The 3,874-nt window shown below is 69.7% G+C and carries 4 protein-coding genes; 2 read left to right on the forward strand and 2 right to left on the reverse strand.

Going from position 1 to position 3,874, the window contains the following annotated elements; all coding sequences use genetic code 11:
* Window positions 1–181, forward strand: a 181-nt coding sequence (locus tag G6R25_RS22360; RefSeq protein ID WP_163554466.1) for a hypothetical protein, incomplete at its 5' end; no start/stop codon positions are given.
* A gap of 44 nt (window positions 182–225) precedes the next feature.
* Here the strand turns inward: G6R25_RS22360 and G6R25_RS25585 are convergent.
* Together G6R25_RS25585 and G6R25_RS22370 are read right to left on the reverse strand one after the other, a co-directional pair.
* Window positions 226–732 (reverse strand): hypothetical protein, encoded by a 507-nt coding sequence (locus G6R25_RS25585; protein WP_205447363.1) that lies wholly within the window; start codon window positions 730–732, stop codon window positions 226–228.
* Complete coding sequence (locus G6R25_RS22370) at window positions 729–1,670, reverse strand: recombinase family protein (protein WP_163554467.1); 942 nt, start codon at window positions 1,668–1,670, stop codon at window positions 729–731. The genes G6R25_RS25585 and G6R25_RS22370 overlap by 4 nt, the downstream gene beginning before the upstream one ends.
* A gap of 332 nt (window positions 1,671–2,002) precedes the next feature.
* Between G6R25_RS22370 and G6R25_RS22375 the strand changes: the two genes are divergently transcribed.
* Window positions 2,003–3,844 carry a hypothetical protein gene (locus G6R25_RS22375; RefSeq protein WP_163554468.1) on the forward strand — a complete coding sequence of 614 codons (1,842 nt, stop codon included), beginning with the start codon at window positions 2,003–2,005 and terminating at the stop codon, window positions 3,842–3,844.
* Window positions 3,845–3,874: the final 30 nt, after the last annotated feature.

The following is a 3,874-nucleotide window of genomic DNA, read 5'->3' on the forward strand; positions in this document are numbered from 1 at the left end:
GATCCCGCCGGCGTGCCGGGGGTGTGGGGACGCGCTGATCCCCGGGGCCACCGCGCTGCCCCCGGGGCATCCCGCCCGTGCGGGGTGGTGCCGGGAGTGCGTCCCCGTGCCGATCGCCGGTGACGTCGCCGCCGGGTACGCGCCGGGTGTCGTGGTCGACGTCGACGACCCGACGTCATAGGGGGGCCGCCGAGATACAGCAGAAAGGGGCAATGGGCCGGGCGATCAGCCGCCGGCGGTGACGTGGGGGCAGATGTCGCGCTGCTGGTAGCCGCCGGGGATGCCGGTGCCGGCGGCGGTCCAGAACGGTTCGGAGTCGTCGAAGTGGCCGCCGAGGGTGTGCCAGGCCAGGCCGGGGTGTTCGGCGCGTAGCGCGGCGAGGCCGGCGGAGGCCAGTCCGCAGCGTTGGTAGCGGGGCAGGGTGAAGGGTTGTTCGACCCAGCCGAGCCGGCAGCGGCGGCAGATCTCGTAGTCGACGGCGAACGCTTCTTCGTCGTCGAGGTTTGCCGCACGCTCACGCCAGCCGATGCGTTCGGCGGACAGGGTATCCTGCCACGGCGTGCTCAGCTGGAGCACCTCGGGCCTGCCACGGCGTCGGCCGTACCGTCCCTGGCTCAGCCAGCGCACGAGTTCCCGCCAGGGTTCCCGTCCGTAGACGCGTCCGACCTTGTGTGCCTGTCCTGCGAGATGCTGTGCCGCTGCGATGTCGTCGGGTGTCTGGTCTGTGGTCATAGCGCGAGATATTCGCGGATCTTGCCGCGGACGTGGGGGCGTGGGTCGTCCAGGTGCAGGCGGAGGGTGGGGAACTGCTCGGCGATCTGCAGCGGGGTCAGGGGTGTGGTGAGGGGGGCGTCGGCGTAGCCGCGGTCGTCGTCGTGCCAGCTGCCGGCCGGGTCGATGGCGCGGATGCGGGTGATGATGCCGTCGACGACGTAGACGAAGCCCTTGACGTGGGGCCGGCGGGCGGGGGCGATCGGCCACCATTTCCGGTCGGCGTCGAGCTGGACCTTTTCGTTCTGCCCGGTCTCGCCGTAGCGGCGGTTGGTGTCGGGGTCGATCTTGCCGGGGCGGGTGTTGCGGTAGACGATTAGGACGCAGTCGCGGCCGTCCTTGTGCGCGGGGAGGTGGCGGTACATCGTCGAGCGTTGCACCCCGAACGTCCCGGCGATCTCGTCGACGGTGTGCTCGCCGGTGTCGTACATGTGCTGGGCCTGGTCGAGCTGGCGCTGGCTCAGCTTCGGTCGACGGCCGCCGACCCGCCCACGGGCGCGGGCGGAGGCGAGGCCTTCGAGGGTGCCCTCGACGATGGCTTCCCGGTCGAACTCGGCGAGCGCGGCCATCATGCGGAAGAACAGCCGGCCGATCGGGGTGCCGGTGTCGATGCCCTGCTCGAGCACGACGAAGTCGACCTGGTGGGTGTCGAACCAGACGGACAGGTCGAGCAGGTGCTGGTGGTTGCGGCCGATGCGCCGCAGCCGGGTGACCACGACCTGGTCGCCGGGGGCCAGGCGGTCGAGCAGCTCGTCGAGCGCGGGCCGGGAGGCGAGTTTCCCGGAGATCTTCTCGATGACGATGTTCTCCGCAGTGATGCCGGCGGTGGTCAGCGCGTCGTACTGGGATTCGGGGTTCTGCTCGCGGGTGGAGACCCGGGCGTAGCCGTAGCGGGTCATCGCGACGTCCGGGCGGGCAGGCGGGCGTCGGAACGCGAGACAGCCACGATGAGTCTCCTAAGCTGGCGCCGACGTTTGACGGACATTGATTTCCGGACAGCCTTGAGAGACCGATCATAGCCGGGTGATCGTGGCGGTCTGCATGGGTCCGTCAAACGATCGTTTAACGGACCCATACCGGGATCCGGGACGGTCGATCGACCACCCCACCGGCTAACACTGAAGCACTCACGTATCCGAGCGAAATAATTTCCTACCCGAGCGGAACCGCTCGGTATGTCATGTACGTTGGTGTGGAGAGTGGAACCGCTCGGCTAGGGAGAGGGAATCGCATGGGTCATCCTCGGGAACAGCAGCCGCACACCCTGGCGCAGTTCGCCGAACGCGCCGGCATCTCGGATGGACGTGCCCGGGCGCTGTACGCGGCGAAGCCGTCCGGGCTGCCGGCCCCGGACCGGGTCGATGCCGGCGGCCGGCCGTTGTGGTGGGCCTCCACGATTGACATCTGGTGCGCGCGGACCGGCCGTGAGGTCAGCATGGACTCGCTGTGGCTGTACCGGGCGCCGGCGGCTCGCACGCCGGCGGCGGAGCTGCGGCGGGGGGTGGTCACCCTCGGCCGGTACGGGCGTCCTCACACGTTCTACGTGATCGTGTGGGATACCGAGCACGGCCACGTCGTCTATCTCCAGCCGTTGGAGAAGAAGGATGAGCACAAAGACCGGCTGGCGGTGCACGCCGCCGAGCTGATCGAGCCACGGTGGTGGTCCACCGCCGCTGTGATCATGCCGCTTGAGGAGAACCTCGAGTCCCCCCTCGGCGACGGGCCCTTCGCCTACGTCTACCGGCTCACCACCGCTCCCGACGCGGAGGAACTCCAGGAGACGGAGACCGACGGCGGCGCCTTCGGCGGGTTGCGCCGCTGGTTCCAGCGCACCGCCACCGCGGAGGCGTCCGCCGAGCCGAGGGCGGAATGGGCGGGGCAGCAGGACCTCGCCGACCTCGCGAAGGCGATCGGCCACACGATCCCGCTGTGGCTGTACGACACCGAGACCTCGGTCAACGCCGAGCAGACCCTGTCCTACAACCGCACCTTCACCGTCGAGGACACCGTCACCGCCTGGCCCGCGGTGGAGAAACGGCTCACCCGCACGGTCGAGATCGGAATGCCCGGGGAGTTTCCCGCTGCCTTCGCCGCCCTGGCCGTCGACGCCGCCGAAGGACTGCAGGCGCTGCGTGCCGCGCACGAGCGGATGCCCGATGCCGGGGATGGCTGGTATCTGGTGTGCCGGCCTGCCCGGCCTGCTCCACCGATCGACCTCGAACAACGCATCACCGGCGCCACCCTGGTCACCGACACCGACCTCGTCGCGAAAGAGCTGATCGAGCTGCGCACGGTCGAAGGTGAACTGGACTGCGACGATCCCCGCGGCGACCCGTACACCGAGGCCATCACTCTGCTGGAGTGGCAGCTGCGCCGGGCGGCGAAGGCCAGCGGGGCGATCCGCGACAGCCATGACTATGCGCCCGTCGCCGATGACGGATTCCTGCCCTACAGCGCGCCCTGGGAAGGGCCCGTGGTCGACGCCTGGCGCAAGACCCTCACCCCGCTCAAGGACCTCGATCCCCTCTTCCGGCTCCGCCGCATCCACCGCCTGCTCGACGAGCGCCCCCTCGAGCAGGTCCGCGAGGCCTACCGCGACCCCGAAGGCCGCTACGTGCTGGTCATCGAGCTGCACGCCGGCGTGCTGTGGAGCCGTGCCGAATGGCCGGCATCCCCACGCGCGGTCTCCACCTGGACGGACAAGACCGTTCTTGCCGCCGACGACGGGGCACAGTCCGTCGTCACCCTGCTCGCGCTCACCGCGACCGACGACGGCCGGATGCGCGTCGACCCCGTCCCGCTCCCCCCGCGCAGCGACCGCGACGCCTTCGGCTACAGCTACGGCGGAGGCACCCCCACCACCACCTACCACGCCCTCCTACGCTGCGCCCTCGGAGACATTCCCGAACTCAGCAAAATCCGACGTCTCCCCGGAGAACGTCATGCTGACGGCACCCCGGTCAGCCAGCTGTGGGCCGCGATCTCCACGACCAAAGGTCCGCTGCGGCTGTCGTGGCCCCAGGTCCAACTGTGGGCCCGCGCCGACCAGAAGAACACCTTCGTCGACAAGTGACCGGACAGTGAGCCTTTCCCGGTAACGTTT

Source organism: Candidatus Frankia alpina (genome assembly GCF_902806485.1).
Lineage (GTDB): Bacteria > Actinomycetota > Actinomycetes > Frankiales > Frankiaceae > Frankia > Frankia alpina.

Coding starts and splice junctions, on each gene's coding strand:
- G6R25_RS25585 (WP_205447363.1), bottom strand. CDS start 732: ATGACCACAGACCAGACACCCGACGACATCGCAGCGGCACAGCATCTC.
- G6R25_RS22370 (WP_163554467.1), bottom strand. CDS start 1,670: ATGACCCGCTACGGCTACGCCCGGGTCTCCACCCGCGAGCAGAACCCC.
- G6R25_RS22375 (WP_163554468.1), top strand. CDS start 2,003: ATGGGTCATCCTCGGGAACAGCAGCCGCACACCCTGGCGCAGTTCGCC.